At 73.1% G+C, this 25037-nt stretch carries 20 protein-coding genes and 1 riboswitch; of the genes, 14 read left to right on the forward strand and 6 right to left on the reverse strand.

The window, feature by feature from the left end:
* Positions 1 to 21 precede the first annotated feature (21 nt).
* The 6 genes from ACZ6Y1_RS01340 (at position 22) to ACZ6Y1_RS01365 (ending at position 7202) form a co-directional block, all read left to right on the forward strand.
* Positions 22 to 948 carry an aldose 1-epimerase family protein gene (locus ACZ6Y1_RS01340; RefSeq protein ID WP_469620685.1) on the forward strand — a complete coding sequence of 309 codons (927 nt, stop codon included), beginning with the start codon at positions 22 to 24 and terminating at the stop codon, positions 946 to 948.
* Between the two features lie 32 nt (positions 949 to 980).
* The gene (locus ACZ6Y1_RS01345) at positions 981 to 1904 is read left to right on the forward strand and encodes a cyclase family protein (RefSeq protein ID WP_469621702.1); all 924 of its coding nucleotides are present in this window, start codon (positions 981 to 983) and stop codon (positions 1902 to 1904) included.
* 174 nt (positions 1905 to 2078) lie between these two features.
* Positions 2079 to 3659, forward strand: a complete 1581-nt coding sequence (locus tag ACZ6Y1_RS01350) for a GMC oxidoreductase (RefSeq protein ID WP_469620688.1) — start codon at positions 2079 to 2081, stop codon at positions 3657 to 3659.
* A gap of 195 nt (positions 3660 to 3854) precedes the next feature.
* Entirely contained in the window at positions 3855 to 4661 is an 807-nt protein-coding gene (locus tag ACZ6Y1_RS01355) for an SDR family oxidoreductase (RefSeq protein ID WP_469621705.1), read from the forward strand.
* 52 nt (positions 4662 to 4713) lie between these two features.
* A complete protein-coding gene (locus tag ACZ6Y1_RS01360; protein WP_469620692.1) occupies positions 4714 to 6162 on the forward strand; it encodes a cytochrome ubiquinol oxidase subunit I in 1449 nt (482 codons plus the stop codon).
* On the forward strand, positions 6162 to 7202 hold the full coding sequence (locus ACZ6Y1_RS01365; RefSeq protein WP_469620694.1) for a cytochrome d ubiquinol oxidase subunit II: 1041 nt from the start codon (positions 6162 to 6164) through the stop codon (positions 7200 to 7202). The genes ACZ6Y1_RS01360 and ACZ6Y1_RS01365 overlap by 1 nt, the downstream gene beginning before the upstream one ends.
* 47 nt (positions 7203 to 7249) lie before the next feature.
* Here the strand turns inward: ACZ6Y1_RS01365 and ACZ6Y1_RS01370 are convergent, their stop codons facing one another.
* Complete coding sequence (locus ACZ6Y1_RS01370) at positions 7250 to 9343, reverse strand: discoidin domain-containing protein (RefSeq protein WP_469620697.1); 2094 nt, start codon at positions 9341 to 9343, stop codon at positions 7250 to 7252.
* Positions 9344 to 9547: 204 nt separating this feature from the next.
* Here ACZ6Y1_RS01370 and ACZ6Y1_RS01375 point away from each other — a divergent pair, with 204 nt between their 5' ends.
* The 3 genes from ACZ6Y1_RS01375 to ACZ6Y1_RS01385 all read left to right on the forward strand — a co-directional run bounded on the left by ACZ6Y1_RS01375 (position 9548) and on the right by ACZ6Y1_RS01385 (position 13558).
* The gene (locus ACZ6Y1_RS01375; RefSeq protein WP_469620701.1) at positions 9548 to 10468 is read left to right on the forward strand and encodes an AraC family transcriptional regulator; all 921 of its coding nucleotides are present in this window, start codon (positions 9548 to 9550) and stop codon (positions 10466 to 10468) included.
* Positions 10469 to 10521: 53 nt separating this feature from the next.
* Positions 10522 to 10583: riboswitch (guanidine-III (ykkC-III) riboswitch) on the forward strand.
* Positions 10584 to 10659: 76 nt separating this feature from the next.
* A complete protein-coding gene (locus ACZ6Y1_RS01380) occupies positions 10660 to 11103 on the forward strand; it encodes an Ohr family peroxiredoxin (RefSeq protein WP_469620704.1) in 444 nt (147 codons plus the stop codon).
* Between the two features lie 94 nt (positions 11104 to 11197).
* A complete protein-coding gene (locus ACZ6Y1_RS01385) occupies positions 11198 to 13558 on the forward strand; it encodes an ADP-ribosyltransferase domain-containing protein (protein ID WP_469620709.1) in 2361 nt (786 codons plus the stop codon).
* 68 nt (positions 13559 to 13626) lie between these two features.
* Here the strand turns inward: ACZ6Y1_RS01385 and ACZ6Y1_RS01390 are convergent, their stop codons facing one another.
* Positions 13627 to 14916, reverse strand: coding sequence for a lipase family protein (locus ACZ6Y1_RS01390; protein WP_469621708.1), 1290 nt, complete (start codon positions 14914 to 14916; stop codon positions 13627 to 13629).
* Positions 14917 to 15154: 238 nt separating this feature from the next.
* On the opposite strand from ACZ6Y1_RS01390, the gene ACZ6Y1_RS01395 reads away from it, so the two are divergent.
* The 4 genes from ACZ6Y1_RS01395 (at position 15155) to ACZ6Y1_RS01410 (ending at position 21289) form a co-directional block, all read left to right on the forward strand.
* Entirely contained in the window at positions 15155 to 16429 is a 1275-nt protein-coding gene (locus tag ACZ6Y1_RS01395) for a PucR family transcriptional regulator (RefSeq protein ID WP_469620711.1), read from the forward strand.
* Positions 16430 to 16554: 125 nt separating this feature from the next.
* Positions 16555 to 17970, forward strand: coding sequence for an amidase (locus ACZ6Y1_RS01400; protein ID WP_469620714.1), 1416 nt, complete (start codon positions 16555 to 16557; stop codon positions 17968 to 17970).
* Positions 17971 to 18136: 166 nt separating this feature from the next.
* Entirely contained in the window at positions 18137 to 19684 is a 1548-nt protein-coding gene (locus tag ACZ6Y1_RS01405; protein WP_469620717.1) for an alpha/beta fold hydrolase, read from the forward strand.
* A 12-nt stretch (positions 19685 to 19696) separates the two neighbouring features.
* Positions 19697 to 21289 (forward strand): alpha/beta fold hydrolase, encoded by a 1593-nt coding sequence (locus tag ACZ6Y1_RS01410; RefSeq protein WP_469620720.1) that lies wholly within the window; start codon positions 19697 to 19699, stop codon positions 21287 to 21289.
* A gap of 13 nt (positions 21290 to 21302) precedes the next feature.
* On the opposite strand, the gene ACZ6Y1_RS01415 is transcribed toward ACZ6Y1_RS01410, so the two are convergent.
* Positions 21303 to 21737 (reverse strand): VOC family protein, encoded by a 435-nt coding sequence (locus tag ACZ6Y1_RS01415; RefSeq protein WP_469620724.1) that lies wholly within the window; start codon positions 21735 to 21737, stop codon positions 21303 to 21305.
* A 123-nt stretch (positions 21738 to 21860) separates the two neighbouring features.
* On the opposite strand from ACZ6Y1_RS01415, the gene ACZ6Y1_RS01420 reads away from it, so the two are divergent.
* Positions 21861 to 22697: a hypothetical protein gene (locus tag ACZ6Y1_RS01420; RefSeq protein WP_469620727.1), complete on the forward strand. Its 837-nt coding sequence runs from the start codon at positions 21861 to 21863 to the stop codon at positions 22695 to 22697.
* Positions 22698 to 22733: 36 nt separating this feature from the next.
* Here ACZ6Y1_RS01420 and ACZ6Y1_RS01425 read toward each other — a convergent pair whose 3' ends face one another.
* From ACZ6Y1_RS01425 to ACZ6Y1_RS01435, 3 genes are all read right to left on the reverse strand, one after another.
* On the reverse strand, positions 22734 to 23075 hold the full coding sequence (locus ACZ6Y1_RS01425) for a HopJ type III effector protein (protein ID WP_469620730.1): 342 nt from the start codon (positions 23073 to 23075) through the stop codon (positions 22734 to 22736).
* Positions 23076 to 23184: 109 nt separating this feature from the next.
* Positions 23185 to 23724: a hypothetical protein gene (locus ACZ6Y1_RS01430; RefSeq protein WP_469620733.1), complete on the reverse strand. Its 540-nt coding sequence runs from the start codon at positions 23722 to 23724 to the stop codon at positions 23185 to 23187.
* Positions 23721 to 25037, reverse strand: coding sequence for a molybdopterin-dependent oxidoreductase (locus ACZ6Y1_RS01435; protein ID WP_469620738.1), 1317 nt, complete (start codon positions 25035 to 25037; stop codon positions 23721 to 23723). Before ACZ6Y1_RS01435 ends, ACZ6Y1_RS01430 begins: the two co-directional genes overlap by 4 nt.

The following is a 25037-nucleotide window of genomic DNA, read 5'->3' on the forward strand; positions in this document are numbered from 1 at the left end:
TCGCACACCGAGGAGCCGCCCATGCCCCCGACGGCATCGGGAGAACAGTGGCCGCTGCGCCGGGGCGCGCAGTCCGCGGTGGTGGTGGAGCTGGGCGGCGCCCTGCGCGCGTACGCGGTGGCGGGGCGCCCGCTGCTCGACGGTTTCGCCGCCGACGAGCCGGTCACCGGTGGCCGCGGACAGCTCCTCGCGCCGTGGCCGAACCGGGTGGCCGGCGGGCGCTACCGGTTCGGCGGCACGGAGCTGCAACTGCCGCTGGCCGAGCCGGAGAACGGCAATGCCATCCACGGCCTGCTGAGGTGGGTCCCCTGGCGGCTGCTGGCCCGCGAACAGGACGCCGTCACGGTGGGCACCACCCTCTTCCCGCAGCCCGGTTACCCGTTCCGGCTGGAGGTCCGCGCCGAGTACCGGCTGGGCCCGGACGGGCTGGAGACCACGGTCACCGCCACCAACCCGGGGAACACGGCCGCGCCGTACGGGGTGGGCCAGCACCCCTATCTGACCGTGGGCACCGAACGGGTGGACGCGGCGCTGCTGACCGTGCCGGCCCGCCTGCGCCTGCGCACCGACGAGCACGGCGTGCCGGCCGGTGAGGAGCCGGTCGCGGGCACGGCGTACGACTTCCGCACGGCCCGGCGCATCGGCGAGCAGCGCCTGGACACCGCGTTCACGGGGCTGGAGCGGGATGCCGCCGGCCACTGCGCGGTGCGCCTGGCGCACCCCTCGGGGGACCGGGGTGTGGACGTACGGCTCCTCCGGGGCGTGGAGTACGTGCAGGTGTACACCGGGGACACCCTCCCGGACCCCGGGCGGCGGCGCCGCGGTGTCGCGGTCGAGCCGATGTCCTGCCCCGCGGACGCCTTCCGCAGCGGCACGGCGCTCACGGTCCTGCGGCCGGGCGACAGCCATGTCCTGCGGTGGGGCCTGTCCCCGTGGGGATCCTGGTGACCGCGGACGACGGGCCGCCGGCGCCGGGGCCGATGACGGCCGAGGCGTTCCGCGCGCTGTACGAGGAGTTGCGCGGGCGCAGTCCGCGCGCGCCGGGCGACCGGCGCGGTGCGCTGCGCCACCTGACGCCCGGCCGCGTCGTGGCCGCCGCCGCGGAGGTCCGCTCCGGACGTACGGTGTCCCTCGCCGCGCCCATCGAGACCCGGGCCGGTCCGGACGATCCCGAGCCCGCACGGCATCGGATGATCGAGCCCGCCGAGGGCGAGACCGGTGCGGCGGGCGGCGACGGGCTGCACTTCGCGCTCGACCGGTTCGCGATGAACGTGCACGGGGACGCGGACAGCCATCTCGACGCGCTGTGCCACGTGCTGTTCGACGGGACGCTCTACAACGGCGTGCCGGCGAGCAGCGTCACCTCCGAGGGAGCCGGCGCGCTCTCCGTGGAGGTCGTCCGGGACGGCATCGTCGGCCGTGGCGTGCTCCTGGACGTGCCGCGGCTGCGGGGCGTGCGGTGGCTGGAGCCCGGGGAGCACGTGAGCGCCGCCGACCTGACCGCGGCGGAGGCGGCCCAGGGGGTGCGGGTCGGGCCGGGGGACGTGCTGTTCGTACGGGTGGGGCATCGCCCGCGGCGCCGGGAGCTCGGCGCGTGGGACGCGGCGCGGGCCCGGGCGGGCCTGCATCCCACGGCCGTACGGTTCCTGGCCGAACGGGAGGTCGCCGCACTGGGCTCGGACGGCAACAACGACACCGCCCCCAGTGCGGTGGCCGGCGTGGATTTTCCCGTGCACGTGCTGGCGGTGCACGCCATGGGGGTGCACCTGATGGACTACCTGCAGTTCGAGGAACTGGCGGTGGCCTGCGCCGGCGCGGGGCGGTGGTCCTTCCTGTGCGTGGTGGCGCCGCTCAGGCTCGCGTCGGGCACCGGCTCGCCCGTGAACCCGATCGCGGTCCTCTGACAGCACGGTCCGCTGGCGGCGCGGCCGCCGCCCGGTCGCCGTGCCCGGGGAGGAGGGATACGTTCGAATGAGGGGTGGCTGCCGTGTCCCGGCAGCGGGCAGCGGGCAGCGGGCAGCGGGCAGCGAGAGGGCCGGTGACAGGGCGGGCCCACGAGCGCAAGGACGGTGGTCGCCGTGGGCGACTCCCCGCACTACGACGTCGTCATCATCGGTTCGGGCGCCGGCGGCGGTACGCTCGCCCACCGGCTGGCCCCGTCCGGCAAACGGGTGCTGATCCTGGAGCGCGGTGACTACCTGCCCCGCGAGCGGGACAACTGGGACTCCACCGCCGTGTTCGTGAAGGGCAAGTACCGTGCGCCGGAGTTCTGGCTGGACAAGCACGGCAACGAGTTCCCGCCCGAGGTCAACTACTACGTCGGGGGGAACACGAAGTTCTACGGCGCCGCCCTCTTCCGGCTGCGGCCCGAGGACTTCGGGGAGCTGCGCCACCACGACGGCGTCTCCCCGGCCTGGCCGATCCGGTACGAGGACCTCGAGCCGTACTACACGCAGGCCGAGCACCTCTACCTGGTCCACGGGCGCCACGGCGAGGATCCGTGGGAGGGGCCGTGCAGTGCCCAGTACGCCCATCCCCCGGTCGAACACGAGCCGCGGATACAGCAGTTGAGCGACGACCTGGAGAAGCGGGGCCTGCACCCCTTCCACCTGCCCATCGGCGTGAACCTGGTACAGGACGAGAACGGGCGCGCGGCCCGGTCCAGCGTGTGCATCCGCTGCGACCGCGTGGACGGCTTCCCCTGCCTGGTGCGCGGCAAGTCGGACGCCCAGGTGATCTGCGTGGAGCCGGCCCTGCGGCACCCGAACGTCGAACTGGTGACCAACGCACGGGTGGTGCGGCTTCGGACCGACCCCACCGGACGTACCGTCAGCAGTGTGGTGACCCGGGGCGAGGACGGGGCGGAGACCTCCTACACGGCGGACATCGTGGTCGTGGCCTGCGGAGCGGTCAACTCGGCGGTGCTGCTGCTGGCTTCGGCCTGCGACCGTCACCCGGACGGGCTGGCGAACAGCTCGGGAGTGGTCGGCCGGCACTACATGCGGCACAACAACCTGGCGCTGATGGCCATTTCGAGGGAGCCCAACGACACGAAGTTCCAGAAGACCCTGGCCCTGCACGACTGGTACCTGGGCGCCGACGACTGGGACTACCCGCTGGGCGGGATCCAGATGCTCGGCAAGTCGGACGCCGACCAGATCCACGGCGAGGCTCCGCGCTGGGCGGGCGCCGTGACCCCCGACATGCCCTTCGAGGTCATGGCCCACCACGCGGTGGACTTCTGGCTGTGCGGCGAGGACCTCCCCCGCCCCGGCAACCGGGTCACGGTCGACGGTGACGGCACCATCCGTCTCGTGCTGGACGAGAAGAACAACATCGCCGGTCTGACGCGGCTGCGGCACAAGCTCCAGGGCATGCTCGGTCAGCTGGGGATGCACGAGCACCGGCTGCTGTCGCGCAGCATCTACCTCCACAAGGGCATGCCGATCGGCGCCACGGCGCACCAGGCCGGCACCGTGCGGTTCGGCGACGACCCGGCCGCGTCCGCCCTGGACGTGAACTGCAAGGCGCACGACCTCGACAACCTGTACGTGGTCGACACGAGCTTCTTCCCGAGCATCGGCGCGGTCAATCCGTCGCTGACGGCGATCGCGAACGCCCTGCGGGTGGGCGACCACCTGCTGGAGCGGCTGGGCTGACAACCGGCGCCGTCCTCCGACCGGGCGGCGGTGCTCCGCCGCGTGGCCCAAGAACGCCTCGCCCGGGGCGCGGGTGGGCGGAGGCGGTGCTTGGGTGGCGGTCGGACGCTGCCGTGCCGCGGTCCGGCGGCCCGGGCCGGGCATTCGAGGAGGCGGTCCACGTTGAGTTCGCACCGGAGCGGTCCCCGGGGAGTGATCCCCGCTCACCTGCTCAAGGGCCAGAAGGCGCTGGTCACCGGCGCCAACAGCGGGATCGGCAAGGCCACTGCCATCGGCCTGGGCCGGGCCGGGGCCGATGTGGTGGTGAACTACGTGTCCGGCGCGGAGGAGGCCGAGAAGGTGGTCGAGGAGATCACCTCGTTCGGCGTGCGCGCGGCCGCGTACGAGGCGGACGTGTCCCAGGAGGACCAGGTCGTCGCCATGATGGACCGCATGGTCGAGGAGTTCGGCACGATCGACATCCTGGTCGCCAACGCCGGACTGCAGCGCGACGCCCCCTTCACGGAGATGACGCTCGCCCAGTGGCAGAAGGTGATCGACGTCAACCTCACGGGCCAGTTCCTCTGCGCGCGGGAGGCGACGAAGGAGTTCCTGCGGCGCGGCGTGGTCCCGGAGGTGTCCCAGGCGGCGGGGAAGATCATCTGCATGAGCTCCGTGCACCAGGTCATCCCGTGGGCGGGGCACGTGAACTACGCCTCCTCCAAGGGCGGCGTGCAGATGCTGATGGAGACGCTGGCCCAGGAGCTCGCGCCCCAGAGGATCCGCGTCAACGCGATCGCCCCGGGTGCCATCAGGACGCCGATCAACCGGAGCGCGTGGGAGACCGAGGAGGCCCGGGAGGACCTGCTCCGGCTGATCCCGTACGGCCGGATCGGCGACCCCGAGGACATCGCCCACGCCGCCGTGGGCCTCGCCTCCGACCTCATGGACTACGTCGTCGGCGCCACGCTCTACGTGGACGGCGGGATGACCCTCTTCCCCGGCTTCGCCACCGGCGGCTGAGCCCGGGGGCCTTCCCCCGTCCGGTCCGTGATCCCGAGCGGCAAAGGAACGCATGCACACCACGGTCCACCTGCTGGCGTCGGACAGCCCCGCCCAGCTGCTCCCGGCCAGGGAACTCATGGCGTTCACCCTCGCCTCCCACATCGTCCTGGTGCCGATGGGAGTGGCGCTGCCGCTCATCACCCTGGTCATGCACTACCGCGGCCTGCGCCGCAACGACCCCGCGGCCCTGCTGCTGGCCCGGCGCTGGTCGGCCGTGATGGCGGTGCAGTTCGCGATCGGCGTCGTCACGGGCACCGTGCTGTCGTTCGAGTTCGGCCTGCTCTGGCCCGGGCTGATGGGCCGGTGGGGTGATGTCTTCGGCATCGGTTTCGGCGTCGAGGCCTGGGCGTTCTTCCTCGAAGCGGTGCTCATCGCCATCTACCTGTACGGCTGGCGCAGGCTGAAGCCGCGCACCCACTTCCTGCTCGGGCTGCCCCTGCCGGCCACGGCGCTGCTGGGGGCCTTCGGCATCCTGGCCGCCAACTCGTGGATGAACACCCCGCGGGGGTTCACCCTCGACTCCGCCGGCAACCCGGTCGACGTGGACGTCCGGAAGGCGGTCTTCACCCCCATGTTCGGGCCCGAGTACTGGCATTTCGTGGTGGCGATGCTGGTCACCGCGGGCTACGTGGTGGCGGGCGTGTACGCCGTGGGGTGGCTGCGCGGGCGCCGGGACCACTACCACCGGCTCGGATTCGCGGTCCCCTTCACCCTCGCCGCGGCGGCCACCCCCGTGCAGTTCGTCCTGGGTGACTCGCTCGCCCGGCAGGTGTTCCACAAGCAGCCCGTGAAGTTCGCGGCGACGGAGCTGGTCTGGCGGACCGGCACCCACGTACCGGAGTACCTCTACGGCCGGCTCCAGCCGGACGGGACCGTCTCCGGCGGCATCAGGATCCCCCAGCTGGACTCCATCCTGGCCGGGTTCACACCGGACACGGAGGTGACCGGGCTGAGCTCCGTCCCGGCGGGCGACCGGCCGAACGCCACCCAGGCCACGATCGCCCACTGGGCCTTCGACACCATGGTCGGGATCGGCAGCGCGCTCCTGCTCCTCGCCCTCGTCTACGGCTTCGTCCGGCTGCGCCACCGGCGGCTGCCCCGGTCGCCGTGGTTCTACCGCGGCGCCGCCTGCGCCGGCGTGGCCTCCGTCATCGCCGTCGAGTGTGGCTGGATCACCACCGAGGTGGGGCGCCAGCCCTGGATCGTCTACCAGAACATGCGCGTCGCGGAGGCCGTGACCCCGACCCGGTCCACCACCCTGTGGGTCATGTTCGGTCTGGTGATCGTGGTGTACGTGTGCGTCTTCGGGGTGTTCCTCGCGATCCTGCTGAAGATGCGCGACGGCTGGCGCCTGGCCGACGAACAGGCGGCCGGGCGGACGGCGGGCGGACCGGCCGTGGAGGAGCCCGAGGCGGTCAGCCCCTACGGTCCGCGGCCTCCGGCGGGAGGCGGCGGCTGATGGCCGGGCTCGTCGCCTTCGTGCTGCTGCTCGCGGTCGCCGCGTACGCCTGCGGCGGCGGCACCGACTACGGGGCGGGCTTCTGGGACCTGACGGCCGGGGGGACCGGGCGCGGCAGGCGCCCGCGGTGGCTGATCGATCACGCGATGGCGCCCGTGTGGGAGGTCAACAACGTCTGGCTGGTCTTCGTCCTGGTCCTGATGTGGACCGGGTTCCCCGTCATGTTCCAAACGGTGTTCACGGCCCTGTGGGCGCCCCTGGCGCTCGCCGCCCTGGGCATGGTGCTGCGCGGCGCCGGGTTCGCCCTGCGCAAGCCCGCCCGGCGGCTGGCCCGGCGCCGCCTCTACGGTGCCGTCTTCGCCGTCTCCTCCCTGCTCACCCCGTTCTTCCTCGGGGCGGCGGTCGGTTCCATCGCGACCGGCCGGATCGCGCCGGGCGTCGTGGCCTCGGCCGACGCGTGGGCCAACCACGCCTCCCTCGCGTTCGGGGTGCTCACCGTCGCCGCGACCGCCCTGCTGGGCGCCGTGTTCCTGACCGCCGACGCCGCGCGCTTCGACGCTCCCGACCTGGTCGGCTACTTCCGGCTGCGCGCCCTCGCCGCCCTCGCCGCGGTCGCCCCTGCGGCGGTGTGGGTGCTCCTGGTGACCCGGGGCGACTCCCCCCACGTCTGGCACGGGCTGACCCACGGCGTGGGGCTCGCCCTCGCGATCGTGTCCCTGGTGTGCTGCGCCGCGACGGGACTGTCCGTGGTGCGGCGGCGGACGCACCTGGCCCGCTTCGGCGCCGTCGGCACCGTCGTCGCGGCCGTCCTCGCCTGGGGGTTCGCCCAGCGCCCCTACCTCATCCCCACCTCCCTGTCCGTGGCGCAGGCCGCGGGGGATTCCGAGACGCTGGTCTGGCTGACGGTGGTCAGTCTCGTCTCCCTGCTGCTCGTCGCCCCGGCCGTCTTCTTCCTGTACTGGCTGGACACCCACGGGGAGCTGGAGCCGCTCACCGATGCCGATCTGCGCCGGTCCGGCCCCGTGCGGGGGGACGAGTAGCCGGGTGGGCGGCATCCGCGCCTGCGCGCCCGCCCGGCCCGTCGCCGCTACGACGCCGTGACCGGCATGGCGTAGCCGAGCAGACCCTCGCGGGTGTAAGGCCCCTCGCAGTCGGCCCTGCTCGTGACGAAGTGGTCGAACACCGAGGGGATGTAGCACCGGTAGAGGGGCACGGAGCCCGGCACCGGCCCGGTGTACACGTATCCGACCGCGCCGAGGGGCTGCTGGCCCTCGCACCCCGGGTCGCGGGTCAGCAGCGAGTGCCCGGCCGCCTTGCACTCGTAGAGCCGGACGGTGCCCGCCGCCGGGTCCCGGAGCACCTTCCAGATCCCCTCGTGGGTGAACCCGGCGGGCAGGGGGCGTGTGGAAGCCAGGTGCCCTGCATGCGGGCGGTAGCCGCGGACCAGGGGCGTGTAGGGGGTGGTGTGGCCGCGGCTGCGCTCCCAGGTGCGCAGGTAGCCCTCGGCGCCCCGCATGAGTTCGTCCACCACGTCCTGGCCTCCGGTGACGCGGATGTCCTCGATCCAGTCCGGTACGAGGCCGTAGTGGGTGCCGCCGCCGTCGGTGTTGACGTCCCAGACGCGGGAGCCGGTGACCTGCCGGTCGAGGACGGAGCCGCCGTCGGGGCTGCGGAAGGGGTAGCGGACGGGGTTCCCGGCCGCGGGCCGGGGGCCGGGGAGCCAGGCGAAGCCGTTCATGTCGGTGCCGATCCCGTACCCGGCTCCGTACCGGGCCCGCAGGTCCGCGTGCCGGCGCGCCTCGGCGGTGAAGGCGGTGGCCTCGTACATGTGGCCGGTGATGAAGCCGCCCAGGCGGTAGACGCGTTCGGTCCAGTTGTCGTCCATCCAGCCGTGCGTGGACAGGGCGCCGGAGTACTGCTCGGCTTCGAGCACGCGCAGCGCCTGGTTCGCCGCCTTGACGCTCATGTGGTCGAGTTCCAGCATCATGTTGCGTTTCGTCATGCCCAGCACCGCGTACTCGCCGAGCGCGGTCAGGCCCCGGCGGTTGCACTGCGCCGCCTGCAGGGAGGCGCCGCCGTACCGGGGCAGTTCGACCCCTTCGGGCAGCGCGGCGCGGATCCTGGCCTCGGCCTCGGCGGGCGAGGTGCCGGGCTCCTCGGCCGACAGGCCTGCGGCGAGTCCGAAGCCGATCGGGTTGTCGTGCTCGGGGCCGGTGCAGGGCTCCGTGCTCCAGAAGGTGCCGGTCGACAGGAACTGGCCGGCGTTGACGGCCATGCCCGTGGTCCCCGTGTCGAACCGGACGCCGCACAGGGCGTTGTCGAACTTGTGGCACAGGAACATGCTGCGCACGCCGAGGCCGTGCAGTTCGTCGAGGCCCCGGTCGATGTCGGCCATGGTGCAACGGGCGCCGTCCAGCACCTGCTTGCAGCCGAACGGTTCGGAGGTCTCCACGCCGAGGACGACGGCGAGCTTGCCCTCCTGGATGACCTCACGGGCCTGGTCGGGTTCGGTGACGACCCGGAACCAGCCCTTGCCGGGGCCGCCGTACATGGCGTCGACGTAGTCCTGGAGTTCGTACGTCCTGCGGATCTGGAGGCGGATCGAGGTCATCTCGTCGCAGCCGCGGTCCTTGAAGAAGTACAGCGAGCAGATGACCCCGTTGGTGACCATGTCGTTGACCAGGACGCGCTGGCCGCCGCGCCAGGCACGCTCGACCCAGGCGTAGTAGGTCTGCTGGTGGGTGGCGGAGTCGTGGGCCGGCCAGTCGCGGAACGTCGGCCAGCCGGTGGGGTCGTGCCGGCCGTCACCGCCCTTGGTGATCATGTCGAAGAGGGCGAGGACGCCGTTCGGGTAGTGCTCGGGGCAGTCCTTGAGGGCGTCCGCCACGCCGGCCGGGGAGAAGACCTTGCCGCAGACCAGCCGCCCGCCGAAGCCCTCGTCGGACATCAGGTGGACGTGCGCGTCCACCCAGCCCCGGACCCGGCCCCGGGCGTCGGTCCCGGTGAACGGCTCCCCCGTGACGCCGACCTGGGAGTCCGGCACCGGGCGCGCCACGGGCTCCCACCACGGCGGGCCCGCCGAGGCGCCGGCGGCCGCCGGGCCGAGCACCAGGGTGACCATCGCGAGGACCAGGCCCGGCAGCAGGTACCGGCGTCGTCCGAAGAGTCTTGGTCGATTCATCCCGAGCCCTTTCACGATGCGTTGCATGACGACGGCGCGGAGGTGTCCAGGGCGACCATAGGAGCGCCCCCGCGGCGTCGTCATTCACCGCGGCGGCCAACCCGTTGACTCCCGGGGCCGCCGGCCGGGCCGGCCGTGGCGCCCGTGCCGCCCGTGCCGCAGGCGGTGTTGACGCGGGTGGTGCTCCGTCATTGACTGGCGGCCGTGTCCGCCACCGAGCCGCCCGCCGTCCCCTCGTGCCACGCCCTCACGGTGCTGAGCGCCGCGGTGGAGGGCGCGGGCCCGCACGCCGGACTCCTCCTGGGTGACCGCATCCGGCCCACGGGGCTGCACATCCTGGGCCACCTCGTGCTCACGAGCGCCAGCCTCGCGGACGCCGCGCTGGCGGTGGAGCGCTACCACCCCCTGATGAGCCGGGCGGGCAGGGTGAGCGTGGACCGCCGCGGGGACGCCGGCCGGGTCCGCTACCGGCCGGCCGCCGATCCGGCGGCCGCGCATCCCCAGCAGGTCGAGGCGGTCGTCAGCGGCCTGGTGCGGGCGGGCCGCTGGATCGCCGGCGACGGCTGGGCGCCGCTGTCCGTGTCGTTCGCGCACCCGCGTGCGGGCTCGGCCGAGCCGTACGCCCGCGTCCTCGGCTGCCCGGTGGTCTTCGACGCCCCGGAGAACGTGATCACGGTCGCCGACGAGGACCTCGACCGGCGCCGGCCGTTCCACGATCCCGCGCTGAGCTCCCTGCACCGGGCCTACGCCGACCGGCTCCTGCACCAGGTCAGCGCTCCCCCGGCCGTGTCCGAGCGCGTACGGCAGTGGCTGGAGCACGCCGCGCTCGGGGACGCGGGCCCGGAGGGTCCCGCCCGCGAGCTCAGCCTGAGCGTGCGGACGCTGCGCAGGGCCCTGCAGGCGGAGGGCACCTCGTGGCGGGCGCTCCTCGACACGGCCCGCCACGGGCGGGCCAGGCGGCTGCTGGAGACCACGGCCCTGCCCCTCGACCGGATCGCGCCGCTCGTGGGTCTGAGCGGGGCGACGGCCCTGGTCCGCGCCTTCACCCGCTGGGAGGGCATGCCTCCGGGGGCGTACCGCGCCCGCGGGCACCGGCCCGGGCCGGCGGCGGCCGGGCACGGGTGAGGAAGGTCACCGCCCAGCGGGTCCCCGGACGGCCCGCTCCGTTGCTAACTTGTCCGGCGGCCTCACGGGGCCCCGGACGAGATGCGCCGTACCCGGTTACGCACGACGACGCGCGAGGTGCCGCGGGAGCGGCGCCGACCGCTGTCCGCGCCCGCGGCAGCGTCCTCGTCGAGCAAGATGGGCCGTACGCCATGACCGTGCCACTCACCCGCAGCCTGTACCGGACGACCGCGCACGCCGCCGGGGGCCGCACCGGATCCGTCCGCACGGACGACGGGCGCCTGGACGTCCGCCTCGCCCCGCCGCGCAAGAAGGTGCCCGGCACCACCAATCCCGAGCAGCTGTTCGCGGCCGGTTTCGCGGCCTGCTTCACCTCCGCGCTCGCGGAGGTCGCCGCCGACTTCGGGGCGGACGCCTCGGCCGCGCGCGTGGCCTGCGAGGTGCAGCTCGGCACCACGGACACCCCGGCGGGCTACGGCCTCGCGGTGGCCCTGACGGTCAGCCTGCCGGGGTGGCGCGCGGCGGACCTCCAGCCCCTGCTGCACCGTGCGGACGCGGTCTGCCCGTACTCGCAGGCGGTACGCGGCAACGTCCCGCTGACCCTGCTGGCCGTGGACGGTGCCGCCGTGTCGTGACGGCAGGTCATCGTCCCCTTCCCGGAGGGGCGTTGTCAGTGGTGGCGGCTAGGTTCGAGGTGTTGCAAGGGCCGTTTCCCGACAGGAGTGGACGATGACCGAGAGCAGTGTTCAGCCCGCGCTCAGGGTTGTACTGACAGACGTCAACGAGCGTGTGGTGGAGGCGTGGCGGGCGGCTTTCGCGGACACTTTGGGCATCGAGATCCGCCGGGGTTCGATCCTCGACGAGGACGTCGACGCCTGGGTCACCCCGACGAACTCCCGGGGCCGGATGGACGGCGGGGTCGACGCCGTCATCAAGCGCCACCTCGGACCGGGCATCCAGCTGCGGGTGCAGCGCGCGATCCGCGACCGGTTCGGCGGGACGCTGCCGGTGGGCAGCGCGGTGTGCGTCCCGTCGGGGGCGGCCGTCCCGCGGTTCCTGATATCGACACCGACGATGGTGCGGTCCTCGCAGAACGTGAGTGCCACGCTGAACGTGGCCCTGGCCTGCGCCGCCGCGTTCCAGGCCGTCCACCGGCAGAACAGGAAGGAGCCCGGCAGCATCCGCTCCGTGGCGCTGGTCGGGATGGGCGCGCAGACCGGCCGGGTCCCGGCCCGGCTGTGCGCGAACCTGATGTGGACCGGCTACACGCTCTTCCACGACCACTGGTTCGAGGACGACGACGAGCTGCGCGCCACGATCGTCTCGCAGCTGGACGGCATCGAGAAGGCCCCAGTGGAGCAGCGGGTGCGCATCGTGCCGCCGCAGGCCGTCGCCCCTGGACCGGTCCCTGAACCGGCCCCCGGACCGGAGCCGGCCCCCGCGACGGCCGCGGCGCCGGCGCCGGTCCTCGCGACGGCCGCCGTGCCGGAGCCGGCGCAGACCGCCGCGGACGACCCGCTGGCCCTCGCCGAGCTCTTCGACGGGGGCGGTGAGCCCTGGCTCCCGCTCCTCAAGCCCGTGATCGAGGCGCAGCCGGACGCCGCCCGGTTCATCGGGAAGGGCCGCAGCCACGAGGTCGTCCCGGTCCGCGAGCTGACCTTCCAGGCGCTCAAGCCGAACCCGCCGCACAAGTGGAAGGTCGTCGTATTCGGCCAGAACCCGTACCCGCGCCCGGAGAGCGCGACCGGCATCGCCATGTTCGACAACACCTTCAACGACTGGAAGGACAGCCAGTTCGGCCGGGTCGTCAGCATTCGCTGCATCATCAAGGCGGCGGCGATGTGGAAGTACGGCATAGCCAAGAAGACGCCGATCGCCGACGTCCGCGCGCTGCTGAAGGAGCGGGAGACGGTCCAGCCTCCCGAGTGGTTCCAGGCGATGCTGACCCAGGGCGTGCTGCTGCTGAACGCCTCGCTCACGGCCAGTGGCGACGGAGCGATGGGCGCCGACCAGCACACGGGCTTCTGGCGGCCCGTCGCCGAGAGGATCGTCGAGGAGATCCTCAAGGCCAAGCAGGAGGCCGGCGAGGAGGACCGCGGGGTCGTCTTCGCCTGGTGGGGAGCGCACGCCCGCAGCCTCAAGAAGGTCGTCCTGCGGCTCCAGCAGAAGTACCCGGACGTCGAGGTCCGGCACATCGACCACGCGAACCCGGCGGCGCAGGGCGACATCTTCTGCGAGGGCGACCACTTCGCCCTGGTCAACGAGGCACTCGCCTCGCTGGGCGCCGAGGGCGTCGACTGGCTGCCGAGCAGGGGGTGGAACGAGGGGGCGGCCGGTCCGGGCGGCGGGGAGGGGGGTGTCGCGGCACGCATGGGCGCCTTCATCGAGTCGACCATGAACCTGCACCAGCTGTACCTGGAGCGGCTCACCAGCGTCAAGGACGAGGGCCTCGTCCTCCCCGCCATCACCGGTGTGTTCGACACCCCGCTGATGGACTTCCAGGACGCCGTCGCACCGGTCGCCGCGACGCTGTCCGGGATCGCCGGACACGTCGACCGGTCTCGGGAGTTCGGCAAGCGGAGGGCGGACGAGACGGCCACCGGCCTGTCCGCCGACGCGATCGCCGCGCTCTACCTCTACACCTGCGAGTCGGCCTTCTACCGCGAGATCAACGCCGTCCTGCGCTCCCCCGACCGCAGCCGGGTCACCCCCTACCTGCCGTACCTGCGGCTGCTGTTCTCGGCGGTTTCGGGGCTGCCCGCCCACACGCAGCCGCTGTGGCGCGGTGTGTCGCTGGACCTGCGGTCGCAGTACCCGGTGGGCCGCACGGTGACCTGGTGGGGCGTCTCCTCCTGCACCTCGGAGCTGAAGGTGGCCCGGTCCTTCCTGGGCAGCAGGGGCAAGCGGACCCTCTTCGAGGTGACGCCCGCCCAGGCGGTCGGGATCAGGAACTTCTCCGCCTTCACCGGGGAGGAGGAGTACATCCTCGCACCGGGCACGCAGCTCAAGGTGACGGACGTGAGGAGCGAGCGCGGCGGGCTGTGCACGGTCAGGCTGACGGAGGTGGCCGACGCCTCCATGGTGTCCTGACGGTCTGCGCCGTTCGGGCCCCCGCCGTGCGCGATCGCGCGGCGGGGGCCACGGGGTGCGCGGGGGCGTCAGGACGCCGGCACGGGCATCTCCGGCGCCAGGGAGTTCCCGGCGGGGATGCGGCCGCAGTCGGACGGCGCGCTCCTGCCCGCGAAGCGGTCGTTCATCCACCCCATCGCGACGGGCGCCCAGACGACGGGCACGCCGACGTGGCTGAGCAGGTCGAACTGCTGGTACTCGATGGATCCGTTGCCGGTGGAGCAGTACTGCCGGGCCAGTGTCCGGACGTCTCCGGCGACCATGACGCCGTCACCCGTGCCGATCCCCGGGCGGTTGCCGAAGGTCCCCTCCAGTACTCCCCCGTTGCCCTGGGCGATGAATCCCGGGACGGACGGGGTCGGCGCGGAGCCGAGGTTGATCCGGTTCACCGCGTCGACGAACGCGGGCACCGAATTCGGGTCGGCGTACTGCGGCTTGGCCATCTTCTTCCAGGTCAGCCCGGGGTAGCGGCCCAGCGCGTCGACGATCGACCCGCGCTCCAGCTTTCCGTACACCTCTCGCCCGTAGTCGTTCAGGTAGGGCCCCAGGTCGATGCCGTACGAGCGGGAGACGCCGATGAGCGCCATCGGGATGACGCCCGTCCACACGAGGGAGCCGTCGACGTACTTGAGGTTGTGCGCGGGGTCCACGAGCAGGCCGCCCTCGGCGAATCCCACGAGCCGGGCGTTGACCTCGGGCGCGTAGGACGGTGCGAGCGCGGCCGCCCAGTTGGTCGCGATGGCGCCGCCCGAGTACCCCATCAGTCCGAACCTGGTGTCGCCGTTCATGCCGGTCTCCGGGGACCGGGTCGCGGCGCGGATCGAGTCCAGCGTGTTGGTCGCGTACTCGGGGCCGGCCGCGAAGTTCGCCGTCTGTCCCTCGGTGTCGGGGATGACGAGGTTGTAGCCCTGCAGGAGCAGCGGCGCGAGGAAGAGGGACTCGGCGTTCGCGATGGCCCCGCCCAGGGTGAGACCCCCGGCGATGGCCCGGGACGGGCCGTCCTCCGGGTCGAGCGAGTCGTAGAACGATTGGTAGGAGACCGCCTTGCCGCTGTCGCCCGTCAGGCTGCGCACCACGGTGGTCACGTTGGCGGACGGCCGGCCCTGGGCGTCGGTCGTGCGGTAGAGCAGCTGGATCGCCTTGACCGGCGTGGGCAGGCCCACCAGGTGGTACTGGAGCGTCCGCGTCTTCAGCACGGTGCCGGGTGCGAGCGAGGCGAGGGGTTCGCTGCCGGTGTACGTGTAGAAGGGGTCGGCGGCGGTGGCGCTCGGCGTTCTGACCTCGGCGGCCGTGGCCGCCGGTGCCGCGGTCAGGGCCATCGCGGTGACGACGGCGGTAGCCAGGAGACGGACAGCGTTTCTGGGCGCGAGCACGGCGGTCCTCCGCTGCGGGTGGGGGCGTGGGGATCCGGTGGAGGTTGCGGTCGGGGGCCGAACGCGTCTGGCGATCCACCGGGCGGGCGTGTTACCAACTAGTAAGTAACGTCCCGGAAACAAGGATGGGTGCGGTGCGGGGCCGTGTCTCCAGGTCGCACAACAGAGATTCGCGAGGTGGATTGTGACCGCGCCCAAACCCCAGGGAGGCGACGAGGGGCCGCAGTTCGGCGGCGTGCCGGTCCACAAGCGGCTCCTGGCCGCCGCGCCGACCCTCGCCCCGGCCGTCATGGCCCGGCTCGTCGAGCAGCTGCCCGCCTACGGAGCACTGCCCTCGGAACAGCTCCGCGGTGAGATCACCAAGGAAGTGGACCGCGGCATACGGGCCTTCGTCCAGGTGCTGCGCGCCGGCGAGCTTCCGGAGGAGGCCGAGCTGGCGAGGATCAGCGAGTCGTCGGCCCGGCGCGCCGACGAGGGCGTACCGCTGGAAGCCGTCGTCGGCGCCTACCACTACGGGGCGGAGGAGTGCGCGGCCCAGGTCCTCGCGACGGCCGGGCCGGAGGACCTGGCGGACGTGCTGCTGGTCCAGCGCCGGCTGCTCGGCTACCTCCGGCTGGTGAGCTGCGCGGTCGCGGAGGGGTACGTACAGGAGCGGCAGGCGGCCCTCGGCGACGAGCAGGTCGCCCGTCAGTCCCTGCTGTCCCGGCTGCTGGAGGGCGGGAACCCGCGGGCGGCGGCCGACCGGGCGGGCATCCGGCTGCCCCCTTCCTACCTCGTCCTGGGCATCGCCATGGGACCGCACCCGGACGAGCTGCGGCCCGGCGTGAACCATTCCGTCGCCGCGCGCCGCAAACTCCGCCGGCTGCGCAACGAGTTGCAGCGCCAGACCACGGGCGTCCCGCTGTCCGTGCTCTCCGGCGACGGCGGGCTGGTGCTGATCCCGTACGAGAGGCCGGCCCCGGACTTCGCCGCCCCGGACCGGGAGCGGCTCGCCCGCCTGGTCGAGCAGCTCGGTCTGATGTGCGGCGCCGAGCTGCTGGTGGCGGCTGCCGCGGCCGCCCCGGAGGGGGTCGCGGACGCCGCCCGGATGGTCGGCGAGGTGCGCAGGGTCGCGGAGGCGTCCGGCCGGGGGCCCGGCCTGTACCTGCTCGACGACGTGCTGCTGGAGTACCAGCTGAGCCGCCCGAGCCCGGCCCGGGACGGGCTGGCCGCGCTGCTCGGCCCGCTGGCCGGGCGCCCGGAGCTGCTCGACACCCTGCGCACCTTCCTCGCCTGCGGCCTCGACCGGCGCCGGGCCGCCGCCCGGCTCCAGGTGCACCCCAACACGGTGGACTACCGCCTGCGCAGGGCGACGGAGCTGACCGGACTGGACGCGGCCCGGGGTGCCGACCTGCTGACCCTGCACGCCGCGCTGGCCGCCCACGACGCCGTGCGGCGGGCCGAGGCCGACTCCGGCTGACCCGGCGGGCCGCCCTCGCGGCATTCCGAAAAGACGTTCGGCATCCTTCGGAACCGCTCGCGGGTTACCCGGCGGTAAGCAATGATGGCAGCGCGACCATCCACACGGCCGGGGGCTGATCAGCGGTGACGACTTTCGACGAACGGACCACGGTGCACGCCTTCCGGGACGACGCCCTGGGAGAGCACGACGCCGTCGGTCTCGCCGCGGCGATCCGGCGCGGCGAGGTCTCCGCCGCAGAGGTGGCCCGGGACGCGCGGGAACGGGTGCGGGCGGTCGAGGGGCGGCTGGGCGCGGTCCAGACGTACGTCGACACCCCGGTGCCCGCCGGCGCGGCCGGGGGCGCCTTCGCGGGCGTGCCCACCTTCGTCAAGGACAACACGGACTACCAGGGGCTGCCCACGGGCCACGGCAGCGCGGCCTTCCACCCCGGCGCGGCCCGGCGCCACGCACCGTTCGCCCGGCAGTTCCTCAGCACCGGGGTCACGGTGCTCGGCAAGACCCGGCTGCCCGAGTTCGGGTTCAGTCCGACCACCGAGTACGAGGGTGCCGAACCGGTGCGCAACCCGTGGCACACGGGCTTCTCCGCCGGTGGTTCGTCGGGTGGCAGCGCGGCGCTCGTCGCGGCCGGGGCGGTGCCGATCGCGCACGCCAACGACGGCGGCGGGTCGATCCGGATTCCGGCGGCCTGCTGCGGGCTCGTCGGCCTGAAGCCGACCCGCGGCCGGGTCGTGGCGAACGCCCAGAGCCGTCAGCTGCCGCTCGACCTGGTCTCCGACGGGATCGTGAGCCGCTCGGTCCGGGACGCCGCCGCCTTCCTCACCGCTGCCGAGACGTACTGGAGGAACCCCGCGCTGCCGCCGCTGGGCCCGGTCGAAGGACCTTCGGGACAACGGCTGCGCATCGGGTTCCTGCTGGACTCGCCGAACGGCGTCCGCTCCGACGACGATACCCGGGCGGCGGTCACGGAGACGGCGGCGACGCTCGAGCGGCTCGGCCACTCCGTGCGGCCGGTGGAGCTGGGTATCGACCCGAGTTTCACCGACGACTTCCTCACGTACTGGGGCATGCTGTCGTTCCTCCTCGGCGTCACGGGCCGCACCCTCGGAGCGGACTTCGACCGGCGCCGGATGGACGGACTGAGCCGGGGGCTGCGCGAGGAGTACCTGAGGAAGTGGCGCCGGACTCCGGGCGTGCTGCGCCGGCTGAAGCGCACGAGGGAGGCGTACGCGGCGTCCTTCCGCGGCCTCGACCTCGTGCTGTCTCCCGTGCTCGCCCACACCACGCCGCCGCTCGGCCACCTCAGCCCGGCGGTTCCGTACCCGACGCTCATCGAACGGATCCTGGCGTACGTGGCGTTCACCCCGGTCAACAACGTGGTCGGCACGCCCTCGGTCTCGGTGCCGGCGGCGCGTGCGACGGCGGACGGGCTGCCCATCGGCGTCATGTTCTCCGGCCGCCCCGGCGGTGAGCGCAAGCTGCTGGACGTCGCGTTCGAGCTGGAGGCCGACCGCCCGTTCCGGCGCGTCCAGGACCTGTGACCTCCGGCCCACCCGCGGACCTACACACCCCGGAGCCGGTCCCCGGCCCCCGGAGTGCGTACGTCCGCCCGTCCCGGTACCGTCGAAATGCGCGCGTTCCGCCCTCATCGCCGCGGCGTGGCCCGACAGGGCCGCCGCACGACGCCGGCACAGGAACGGAAATCCCATGGCACTGCACCGAGTCAGCGCGGCGGCCACGGCCGCCGCGGCTTGTCTGACGGCGTTCGGCCCGGCACCCGCCGGTGCCGCGCCGTCCCCCACGCCTCCCGCCGCCCCCAGCCCGGCGGCCCCGCCGCGGTTCGTGCCGGGAGCCTGTCCGAAGACACCCGAGCCGATCGAGGCGCTGAGCACGGCACGGTGCGGGTTCCTGGAGGTTCCCGAAAACCGCTCCCGGCCCGGAGGGCGGACCATCAAGCTGGCCGTCGCGGTCATCAAACCCGTCTCGGCCGAGCCCGCTCCGGACCCGGTGGTGTTCATGGCGGGCGGCCCCGGCGCCGACACCTTCGACGACATCCCCTTCCTGGTCTCCTCCGGCCTCAACAAGGACCGCGAGCTGATCGTGATGGCCCAGCGCGGCAACCTCTACGACCGGCCGAACCTCGCCTGTCCGGAGGTCGACCGCTTCAACGAGAAGTCCGTCGGCTTCGGTTGGGACTCGCCGGCGGCGAAGCGGCTGATGCTGAAGGCGTTCCAGGAGTGCCGGACCCGTCTGACGGCCGACGGGACCGACCTGAGCGCCTACAACAGCACGGAGAACGCGGCCGACTTCGCCGACCTGCGCACGGCGCTCGGCATCCCCCGGTGGAACGTCTACGGCTACTCGTACGGCACCAACCTGGGCCTCGCCTACCTGCGCCTCCACCCCGAGGGCATCCGCTCACTGGCGATCGACTCGGTCAGCCCGCCGCAGGTCACGAAGCTGCCGTGGGGCTGGAGCAGCGCCAGGGAGGGCATCGACAACACCTTCGACGCGTGTGCGGCCCAACCCGCCTGCAAGAGCCGCTACCCGGACCTCCGCAAGACCCTGGACGAGCAGGTACGCAGGCTGGAGGCACGGCCCCTGACGCTGAACGCCACGCCGCCGGGCGGCGGGAAACCGGTGAAGGTCGTCCTCGACGGCGGCACCCTGCTGAACCTGATGGTCGGCTTCAACGTGAAGCCGAAGGACCTCCCCGCGGCACTCGACGAGCTCGGCCGCGGCAATCCGGAGCGCTTCGCCCAGGGCCGCGCGAAGGACTCGGTCCAGCCCGTCGGCATGACGGCGCACGGCCTGACGCAGTCGGTGGCCTGCGGCGAGTGGGTACCGGGGACCTCCGAGGCCGGCGTCCTGGCAGCGGGCCGCGACGCCTTCCCCACCTGGCCCGCATCGGTCCTGGCGCAGACACCGCAACTCCCCTTCGAGTACGACGTGTGCGGGAGCTGGAACGTCGCGAGCAACGCGGCCCGGCACCGCGTGGCCACGGTCAGCTCCGTCCCCGCGCTGGTCATCTCCGGTTCCTTCGACATGAAGACCGGGTCGAGCTACGCGAGGGACGCGGCCCGCACCCTGTCCCGGTCCACCTCCGTGCTGATTCCCGGGATCGGGCACTGGGTCGTACCGCAGTCGCCGTGCGCGCAGCGCGTACTGGCGTCGTTCCTGGCCGATCCGACCGCTCCGGACACGAGGTGCGTGGCCGGACTCCGGCCCGCACCGTTCACGATCACCCCGAAGTGACCGGGAGGACAGATGGCTTCCCACCCCACGCCCCGCGGCCGGCGCAGCGCACGGCGCATCCGCGCCACCGCGGCCGGAGCGGCGACCGGACTCCTCATCACCGGCCTGCTCGCCGCGCCCGCAGAGGCGAAGGACGACGGCGGGACGCCGATCGGTACGGCCGCCGGGAAGGCGGGCGACTCGGCCTACGAGCCGGGCCCGTGCCCCAAGACGGCCGACCCGGTCCCCGAGCTCAAGGGGGCCCGCTGCGGGACGCTGACCGTGCCCGAGAACCGCGCCAGGCCGAACGGCCGGACCATCAGGCTCGGCGTCGCGATCGTGCCGGCACGGGCCGCCCAGCCCGAGCCCGACCCGATCGTCTGGCTGGCCGGCGGCCCCGGCGACGACGCCGTGGGCGAGGCTAAGATGGCCGTCGACGGCGGTCTCAACCGCGACCGCGACCTCATCCTGATGTCCCAGCGGGGCACCTACTCGGCCGAGCCGAACGTCCTCTGCCCCAACATCGACGAGTTCAACGCCCGTGCGGTCGGCCTCGCTTCCAACGCGCCGTCCACCGAGCGGCTGCACGTCGCCGCCACGAAGGCCTGCCGCGACGAGCTGGCGGCCCGCGGGATCGACCTCAGCGCCTACAACGACACCGAGAGCGCCGCCGACTACGCGGACCTCCGGACCGCGCTGGGCGTGAAGAACTGGAACGTGTACGGCATCTCCTACGGCACCCACCTGGCGCTCGTCTACATGCGCCGGCACCCGGAAGGACTCCGGTCGGTCGGCATCGACGGCATCCTGCCGCCCTCCAGAGCGGGTTCGGCCGCGACCTGGAGCAGCGCCAGGCAGGGTTTCGACGGCCTGTTCAAGGCTTGCGCCGAGCAGCCCGCGTGCAACCGCCGCTACCCGAACCTGTCGGCCACCTTCGACCGCCTCGTACGCGAGCTGGAGGCCAGGCCGATCACGACCACCGTCACCGTCCCCGGGCAGCCGAAGCCGGTGAAGGTCGTACTCGACGGCAGCGCGCTGGTCACCTGGATGACCTCCGCCACGCACATCGCACCCCAGGTGCCCGCGGAGATCGACGAACTGGCCCACGGCAAGCCGCAGCGGATCGCCGAGCAGTACGCGGGCGGCAAGCTCAGCCCCCAGGCCATGGGACGCGTGGCCCACGGGCTGGTCTACGGCGTCTTCTGCAGCGAGTGGACGCCGTACGAGGACCGGGGTGCGGCGCTCCGGGGCGGTCAGAAGGCCTTCCCGTCCTACCCCCGCCCGGTACAGGCCCAGGCCCCGCAGCTCGCCTTCCTCCGCGAGGACTGTGCCGCCTGGAACGTGCCGGCGGCGGCGCGCTCGATCCGGGACGTCACCCGGAGCGACATCCCCACGCTCGCCATCTCGGGCGGGTTCGACTCCCAGACCGGCGCGGACAACGGCCCCTACGTCGCCCGCACGCTGGGCAACGCCACCGTCGTCACGGTCCCCTACGAACCCCACGTGGTCTTCGCGACGTCGAAGTGCGCCCAGGAGATCACCGTCTCCTTCTTCGACGACCCGTCCGCACCGGACACCGCGTGCCTGAAGGGGCTGAAGCCCCCCGCCTTCGAGATCGCCCCCTGAACCCCGCGGTCCCTCAGTCGAGACAGAACTCGTTGCCCTCGACGTCCTGCATCGCGAGGCACGACTCGTCGAAACCGTCGGCGCGCAGCAACTGGACGCGCACCGCACCGAGCGCGACCAGCCGCGCGCACTCGGCCTCCAGGGCCGCGACGCGCTCCTCACCCACGAGCCCGGTGCCGACCCGTACGTCGATGTGCACCCGGTTCTTGACGACCTTGCCCTCGGGAACGCGCTGGAAGTACATGCGCGGGCGCACACCCGTCGGATCCGTGCATACGAAGCCCGCTCCCTGACGCTCGGGCGGCAGGGACCGGTCGTAGTCGTCCCACGTTGCGAACCCCTCCGGCGGCGGCGGTACGACGTACCCGAGCACCTCGCACCAGAAGCGGGCGACGCGCTCGGGATCCGCGCAGTCGAAGGTGATCTGGAAGTTCCTGATCGTCGGCATCGGGTCATCGTAGAGCGGGGTGCGGCTCATGGGCGGGGCATTTTCCCGGCTGCCGACGTGCCGGGGTGACCGTCGGGCCGACGGCTCGTTGGACGTCGTAAACGATCACGCCGGGAGGCCTGAATGAGTGCACGAGCCGAGGTCGCCGGGCCGTTGTTCCTGGGCAACGCCGAGGATGTGACGCGCACTTCGCAGGACCTGGCCCGGGGCCGGGCGGTGGCCCACGGGTTCGGCAACCTCTACGCCCTCACGGCGCGGCCCGACCGCGGCACCGTCGAGCGCGTGAACCTGCTGAAGGGCCGCCCCGCGGACCAGGTCGGCAGCGTCACCACCGTCGCCGCGCACGTGCCGTCCCTGTTCGACTGGTGCAGGCTGCCGGCGGAGTTCCGGCGGCGGCAGATCCAGGACCTGGTGGAGGAACTCTTCGCCCTCGGCCCGTTCGGATTCCGCGGGCCCGCCGCCCCGCACGTCCCGGCGCACCTGACGGCGGTCCAGGACGGGATCACGACCGTGCAGCTCATCGGCCCCGGCTACCGCTGCCCCTCCAACGCCTTCCTGGCCGCGGCGCTGGAGGCGACGGCCACGGACTTCCTGTCCATCACCTCGCTGAACCGCTCCCGTCACCGGACCGGGGCGGACCACGAACCCGCCCACTGGCGGGCCGCCGGTGTGCTCGCCGACTTCGGCCACGAGCCCGGTGTCAACGCGCTGATCCACGACGACGAGGTCGCGGCGCGCCGCCGGCACCCCCACCACGAGCCCATGTCGACCACGGTGCTGTCCTTCCACCGCGCCGCGGGCCACGACCGCTCGGCCCTGCCCGCCCTGACCCTCGAACGGCACGGTTCCCTCTCCGCCGACCACACCCGGGCCATCGCCGCCAACCACGGCTTCGCCCTGGTGGTCGCGCCCAGGGCCGAGCGCAGGCTGACCGCGCGCACGTACGCAGACGCCGGCTGACGGGCGGCGGCGCGGTGCCCGCCCCGGATCCGCCGGTCAGCCCTTGCGGGTCAGCGGCTGCGCGGTGAAGCTCACCCCTGCCAGGCCATGGGCGATGAGGTTGCGGATGTTGCCGTGGTCCGTGCCGTCCGGCGTCGCGAGCACACTGCGGTAGTGCTCACCGAAGGCCAGCAGGGCCTCCTGGTCGCTCAGTCCTTCCAGCAGGGCCAGTCCCAGCGTCTTGCAGGAACCCTCGTTCTCCCCGGCGGCGTTGTCCGCCTCCCCGTTGCGGAACGCCTGCGGCTGGTAGTCGTAGTGCGCGGCGACGAAGGCCAAGGTGTCGGCGAACTCGTGCTCGCCCGACGCCAGGCTCGCCCGCAGCGGGTTCAGATCAGTCATGTCGCTTCCCCTGGGGTTGAACGGACGGCCGTCTGCCGTCCGCGACCGGACGACAATAGCCCCCTCCCGACCGGCCGTCTTCGCAGGTCACGATGTGGGACGGCACGCGTCACCGGGCGCGCGCCCGGGCCCTGCGCGCCTCCCTGCCCCCGTTCCACAGCTTCGCGGCCAGGACGGCCGCCGAGGCGGCGAACAGACAGGCGGTGATCAGGAGCCACCGCCCCAGGAACACGTCGGCGGGCAGGCCGGTGGTGACCGTGTAGTGACCGACCCGGCCGAGTACCAGCGGCCAGTACACGAGCAGCAGGACGCCGGAGACGAAGGCGGGCACCCGGACGTGGTTGACGCCGATCGGCGGCCCGCCCGTGCCCTCCCGGGCACCGCGTCCGAGGAGCCTCTGGACGGCCAGGTCGGTGACCGCGTACAGCGGCAGCAGGACGAGGTCGTGCAGGAGCGCGGCCCCGACGAACCACACGGCCACGCCGACGGCGTCCCCGTGGAGCAGGCGCAGGCCCGCGTAGCAGGCCAGGGCGAAGGAGGCGAGGACGAGGAGCAGGTGGAGCGGGGAGGCTCCGTAGCGGCGCCGGAAGGCGGCCGTGACGGAGCCGGTGGCCGGCGGCTTCAAGCGCGGCTTCAGGCGCGGCTTCATGAGGGCTCCCCGAAGGTGAGGCGGGTGACCCATTTGGTGTTGTGGACGCCGGGGGCACCGGGGACGATCACCCGGGCCGGGTAGCCGTGGTCGAGGGAGAGGACGGCACCGTTGACCCGGACGGCCAGCAGCGAGCGCGCGTCCCGGACCTGGCCCTCGCTCAGGACGACCGAACTGAACGAACCGCCCCGCTGCAGGGACTCGACCAGGACCTGCGGGGTGCCCGTGCCCAGGCCGACGAGCGCCGCCAGGTCGGTGAGGCGGACGCCTCTCCAGCGCTGGTCGGCGGTGGACCAGCCCTCCACGCAGGCGATGGGCAGCAGTGCCTCGCTCTGCGGCAGAGCGAGGAGCCGGTCGTAGGTGAGGTCGGTCTGGCGGCCCCCGCCGCGCACGGTCAGCCGCCAGGCCGGGCCGGTGTCGCTGGGGCGGATGCCGACCGAGGCGGCCGTCTTGTTGATCTGGAAGCCGTTCGGTCCGGGGCCGGGGTCCTGTCCGTGCGGTGCCAGGAGTGCCGTCCGGCGGAACCAGCCGCCCACGCTCTGCCCAGCGGTCACGGCGAACAGCGCGAGGGAGCCCAGCCCGACCATGCCCAGCGCGCCCCGCCGGGAGATGGTCGCGGCGGCAGGGCTCGGCGAGACGAGACCGGCCGCCTCCTCGCTGTCCGGGGCCGGCTGCCGCGGCCCGGCGCGCAGGGCCCGTACGGCCCGCTTCAGCCGGAGGACAACATGGAGCACGAAGGCGCCGATGAACACCCAGGCACCGTAGAAGTGCAGGGTGTAGAAGGAGCCCGGGAAGACGTAGTGGAGCTGCACGTTGAGGATGCCGGTCACGAACTCGAAGCCGGCCCCTCCCACCAGCAGGAGCAGCGAGAGCCGCTCGGCGGCCTGGGCGGCCGAGCGCACCGGGGGCCAGGCGAAGAGCTTGGGGATCACGGACCACAGTTTGGCCAGGAGCACGGGCACGAGGACGACGCCGAGCGTGACGTGGACCCCCTGGGTGACGCGGTAGAGCCAGTACGGGGAGGTCGGCCAGGAGAAGAGGTAGAAACCGAGCCACCCCTTGCCCGGGGTCTGGTCGTTGACCGCCGCGAGGTCCGGTTCGTACGCGGCGTACGACAGCAGGCCCGTGACGAACAGGATCGTGATGCCGAGGAGCAGCACGATCCCGAACACCGCGGTCAGCCACGGGCCGCGCAGCGGGCTGCGCCAGAACTCCGGGCGGGACGGGCCGCGCGGCGGGCCTGCCGCCCGGGCGGGCGCCAGGGCCGACCGCAGCCGGGAGAAGGGTGTCGGGGGGCCGTCGTTCGCGTCCAT

The organism is Streptomyces sp. NPDC053432 (genome assembly GCF_055585365.1).